The organism is Bifidobacterium kimbladii, assembly GCF_032193675.1.
In the GTDB taxonomy this organism is placed as follows: domain Bacteria; phylum Actinomycetota; class Actinomycetes; order Actinomycetales; family Bifidobacteriaceae; genus Bombiscardovia; species Bombiscardovia kimbladii.
Genome location: NZ_JASTZZ010000011.1, coordinates 1 through 5,502 on the forward strand (window position 1 = coordinate 1; position 5,502 = coordinate 5,502).

General features: G+C 60.5%; 3 rRNA genes. All 3 read right to left on the reverse strand.

The features are described from left to right. Window position 1: 1 nt before the first annotated feature. The 3 genes from rrf to QRX41_RS08340 all read right to left on the reverse strand — a co-directional run bounded on the left by rrf (window position 2) and on the right by QRX41_RS08340 (window position 5,296). Window positions 2–118, reverse strand: a 5S ribosomal RNA gene (gene rrf / locus QRX41_RS08330). A 167-nt stretch (window positions 119–285) separates the two neighbouring features. Beyond that, window positions 286–3,355: ribosomal RNA gene (locus tag QRX41_RS08335) — 23S ribosomal RNA — on the reverse strand. 416 nt (window positions 3,356–3,771) lie between these two features. Then, window positions 3,772–5,296: ribosomal RNA gene (locus tag QRX41_RS08340) — 16S ribosomal RNA — on the reverse strand. The 16S, 23S and 5S rRNA genes sit together here, the layout of an rRNA operon. Between the last annotated feature and the right edge of the window lie 206 nt (window positions 5,297–5,502).

Consider the following 5,502-nt stretch of genomic DNA (forward strand, 5'->3'; position numbering starts at 1 on the left):
GTGGCGGCGGTGTGCTACTCTCCCACACTCTTCCGGGTGCAGTACCATTGCCGTGCTGGGTCTTAGCTTCCGGGTTCGGAATGGGACCGGGCGTCTCCCCCAGGCCATGACCGCCGCGAATCTTCAATTCTTCCGACCCTGCCGGGTCGGGGTCTCCTGGCGGCTTGGGGACCGGATGGTGGACGCGTGTTCCGATTGTCTGATCGCCTGTGCGTGTTCGTGCATATTGCCGCAGGCATGTGTTTCGCAGTCGGGTTGATGCCGCCGCCCCTCACGGGGGCGGGTGTTGTGTTGTCTTCGACCATTAGTGCCGGTCGGCTCCGCCCCTTGCGGGGTGTCCACGTCCGGTCTATCGACCATGTGTTCTGCATGGGGTCTTCAGAAGCCGCAAGGCTTCATGGAATCCTTATCTTGGAGGGGGCTTCCCGCTTAGATGCTTTCAGCGGTTATCCCATCCGAACGTAGCCAACCGGCCGTGCCGCTGGCGCGACAACCGGCATACCAGAGGTTCGTCCACCCAGGTCCTCTCGTACTATGGGCAGGGCTCCTCAAGATTCCAACGAGCGCAGAGGATAGAGACCAAACTGTCTCACGACGTTCTGAACCCAGCTCGCGTGCCGCTTTAATCGGCGAACGGCCGAACCCTTGGGACCTGCTCCAGCCCCAGGATGCGACGAGCCGACATCGAGGTGCCAAACCATCCCGTCGATATGGACTCTTGGGGATGATCAGCCTGTTATCCCCGGGGTACCTTTTATCCGTTGAGCGATGCCGCGTCCGTACGCCGGCACCGGATCACTATCTCCGACTTTCGTCCCTGCTCGACCCGTCGGTCTCGCAGTCAAGCTCCCTTGTGCGATTGCACTCAACACCCGATTGCCAACCGGGCTGAGGGAACCCTTGGGCGCCTCCGTTACTCTTTGGGAGGCAACCGCCCCAGTTAAACTACCCGCCAGGCACTGTCCCTGGCCGGGATGACCGGCCGAGGTTAGAGGCCAGATGAGGACAGAGCGGTATTTCACATTCCGGCTCCACGGATGCTGGCGCACCCGCTTCGAAGCCTCCCGCCTATGCTACACAGTCCGCACCTAACGCCAATACCAAGGTATAGTAAAGGTCCCGGGGTCTTTTCGTCCTTCTGCGCTTAACGAGCATCTTTACTCGTACTGCAATTTCGCCGAGCTCCTGGTCGAGACAGTGGGGAAGTCGTTACGCCATTCGTGCAGGTCGGAACTTACCCGACAAGGAATTTCGCTACCTTAGGATGGTTATAGTTACCACCGCCGTTTACCGGGGCTTGAATTCACCGCTGCCCCCTCCGAAGAGGGATGACGGATCCTCTTAACCTTCCGGCACCGGGCAGGCGTCAGTGCATATACAGCGACTTACGTCTTCGCATGCACCTGTGTTTTTGGTAAACAGTCGCTACCCCCTGGTCTGTGCCGCCCCCACCGGCTCCGCGCGCAAGGCGCCTCACCGGCAGGGGCCTCCCTTATACCGAAGGCACGGGAGTGATTTGCCGAGTTCCTTGACCAGGATTCGCTCGATCGCTTTGGTATACTCTACCTGACCACCAGTGTCGGTTTAGGGTACGGGCGGCGCCACTCCTCACGCCGAAGCTTTTCTCGACGGAACGGCACACCGGATTCGGGGCACAAGGCCCCCCATCATCACACCTCGCGCTCATGCCGGGCGGATTTGCCTGCCCGACGCGCCGCATGCTTGACCACGGATAACCACCACCGCGGCCCGGCTCCCGTTCCGTGTCACTCCTGCGCTACCCGCCACGCATCCACACGCCGGTCCCACCACATCGGCAGGTCCGAAGACCAGCCTCCGAGGCAGGTAAGGGCACGCTTCCGCGTCTTGGATTGGACGGCTTGACGCCGGTAGGAGAATATCGACTCCTTCATCCATTCGACTACGCCTGTCGGCCTCGCCTTAGGACCCGACTCACCCGGGGACGACGAACGTGGCCCCGGAACCCTTGGTCATCCAGCGGGCGGGATTCTCACCCGCCTCTCGCTACTCATGTCTGCATTCTCACTTCCACACGGTCCACGGCCGGCTCACGCCGCCGCTTCGCCCCATGCGGAACGCTCTCCTACCCAGCACAGCAAACTGCGCTGCCGCGTCTTCGGTGGCGTGCTTGAGCCCCGCTACATTATCGGCGCGGAACCACTAGACCAGTGAGCTGTTACGCACTCTTTCAAGGATGGCTGCTTCTGAGCCAACCTCCTGGCTGTCTATGCGACTCCACATCCTTTCCCACTTAGCACGCGCTTAGGGACCTTAGACGACGATCTGGGCTGTCTCCCTCTCGACGACGGAGCTTATCCCCCGCCGACTCACTGCCGCGATACACCTCGCACGTATTCGGAGTTTGGCTGCTGTCGGTACCCGATACGGGCCCTCAAGCATCCAGTAGCTCTACCCCATGGAGGCACTCACGCGACGCTGCACCGAAATGCATTTCGGAGAGAACCAGCTATCACGGAATTTGATTGGCCTTTCACCCCTAGCCCCAGGTCATCGGCCCGGTTTTCAACCCAGGTCCGTTCGGTCCTCCACGCGGTCTTACCCGCGCTTCAACCTGCCCAGGGCTAGATCATCCCGCTTCGGGTCCAGGACACGCGACTGGAACGCCCTTATCGGACTCGCTTTCGCTACGGCTGCCCCACACGGGTTAGCCTCGCCACGCACCACTGACTCGCAGACTCATTTTTCGATAGGCACGCCGTCACCCCGAAAGGCTCCGACGGATTGTAGGCACACGGTTTCAGAAACTCTTTCACTCCCCTCCCGGGGTGCTTTTCACCTTTCCCTCACGGTACTCGTACGCTATCGGTCAGACAGGAATATTCAGGCTTACCCCACGGTCGGGGCCGATTCACACGGGATTCCACGAGTCCCGCGCTACTTGGGAACAAGAACCGGCAGGCGGCGCGCCTTCGGCTACGGGGCCATCACCCTCTACGGCCGGGAATTCAATCCCGTTCGCCTCACACGCCGCTTTATCACTGCCGCCGGGCCCGTCGGAGCCCGGACGCCAAGTCCCACAACACCCATGCCGCAACCCCCGACGGGTATCACACGGCACCGGTTTGGCCATCATCCGCTTTCGCTCGCCACTACTCACGGAATATCCTTTCCTGCAGGTACTGAGATGTTTCACTTCCCTGCGTACCCCCCGCACGAATGCGGTGCCGGCCCATAACAGCCGGCGGGTTACCCCATTCGGACACCCTCGGATCAAAGCCCTGTCGGCGGCTCCCCGAGGCCTATCGCGGCCCCACGCGTCCTTCATCGGTCCTGTCTGCCAAGGCATCCACCATGCGCCCTTGCCGACAACACGGCCACAGGCCATGCCACGACAACAACAACTGCGAACTGCCAGACGACAAATCATCACACTAAACGATCACAAAACGATCGACCCGAACCCACCAAAAAAATAGGCTCGGACGAAACAATACAGCAGACAGCCAGCCAGAAAAGCCAGCCATCCGCTCGCGTCCACTATCCAGTTCTCAAGCCACCAGCGCGCCGCCAAGACCCGCCACAGGGCAACACCCCATGCAGGAACCCGACGGGCGGCAGGAACACCACCCAAAACAAGGTGGCGGTCCGGGAACCCAACAGCGCATCCATGCCACAGCCTCAAGACCGTTCCACGCCAGCACGCCCACACCATCCGACCAACCGGCCGGACCCATGGACTCGACCCCACGACCCATAAACAGGCGGGGGATTTCACTCATATCTCCGTAGAAAGGAGGTGATCCAGCCGCACCTTCCGGTACGGCTACCTTGTTACGACTTAGTCCCAATCGCGGACCTCACCTTAGACGGCTCCCCCCCAAACGGGTTGGGCCACCGGCTTCGGGTGCTGCCCACTTTCATGACTTGACGGGCGGTGTGTACAAGGCCCGGGAACGCATTCACCGCGGCGTTGCTGATCCGCGATTACTAGCGACTCCGCCTTCACGGAGCCGGGTTGCAGGCTCCGATCCGAACTGAGACCGGTTTTCAGGGATCCGCTCCATGTCACCATGTCGCATCCCGTTGTACCGGCCATTGTAGCATGCGTGAAGCCCTGGACGTAAGGGGCATGATGATCTGACGTCATCCCCACCTTCCTCCGGGTTAACCCCGGCGGTCCCCCGTGAGTTCCCGGCATGACCCGCTGGCAACACGAGGCGAGGGTTGCGCTCGTTGCGGGACTTGACCCAACATCTCACGACACGAGCTGACGACGACCATGCACCACCTGTGAACCGGCCCCGAAGGGAAGCCGCGTCTCCGCGGCCGTCCGGCACATGTCAAGCCCAGGTAAGGTTCTTCGCGTTGCATCGAATTAATCCGCATGCTCCGCCGCTTGTGCGGGCCCCCGTCAATTTCTTTGAGTTTTAGCCTTGCGGCCGTACTCCCCAGGCGGGATGCTTAACGCGTTAGCTCCGACACGGAACCCGTGGAACGGGCCCCACATCCAGCATCCACCGTTTACGGCGTGGACTACCAGGGTATCTAATCCTGTTCGCTCCCCACGCTTTCGCTCCTCAGCGTCAGTGACGGCCCAGAGACCTGCCTTCGCCATCGGTGTTCTTCCCGATATCTACACATTCCACCGTTACACCGGGAATTCCAGTCTCCCCTACCGCACTCCAGTCCGCCCGTACCCGGCGCCGATCCACCGTTAAGCGATGGACTTTCACACCAGACGCGACGAACCGCCTACGAGCTCTTTACGCCCAATAAATCCGGATAACGCTTGCACCCTACGTATTACCGCGGCTGCTGGCACGTAGTTAGCCGGTGCTTATTCGAAAGGTACACTCACTCTCGCTTGCTCCCAATCAAAAGCGGTTTACAACCCGAAGGCCGTCATCCCGCACGCGGCGTCGCTGCATCAGGCTTTCGCCCATTGTGCAATATTCCCCACTGCTGCCTCCCGTAGGAGTCTGGGCCGTATCTCAGTCCCAATGTGGCCGGTCGCCCTCTCAGGCCGGCTACCCGTCGAAGCCTTGGCAGGCCATCACCCCGCCAACAAGCTGATAGGACGCGACCCCATCCCATGCCGGTAAACCCTTTCCCGCACCATCATGCGATGATGCGGAGCATCCGGCATTACCACCCGTTTCCAGGAGCTATTCCGAAGCATGGGGCAGGTTGGTCACGCATTACTCACCCGTTCGCCACTCTCACCGCCAAGCAAGCTTGGCGGATCCCGTTCGACTTGCATGTGTTAAGCACGCCGCCAGCGTTCATCCTGAGCCAGAATCAAACCCTCCACAAAAAACCATGAAGAAGGCCGAAACAGCCCACATCAATAATTGACGGGCCAGCTTCCATAAGGAGGAAACCAACCCACGAAAAACCCCGACACCCCTCACAACGCTCCCACGTACCCGACAACAGCCGGGCGGGCATCGGACTGGCAATCAAAAAGCTATAAGTAGCACAAACACGCTCTTGAGTTCTCAAACCACCACCACACCAACA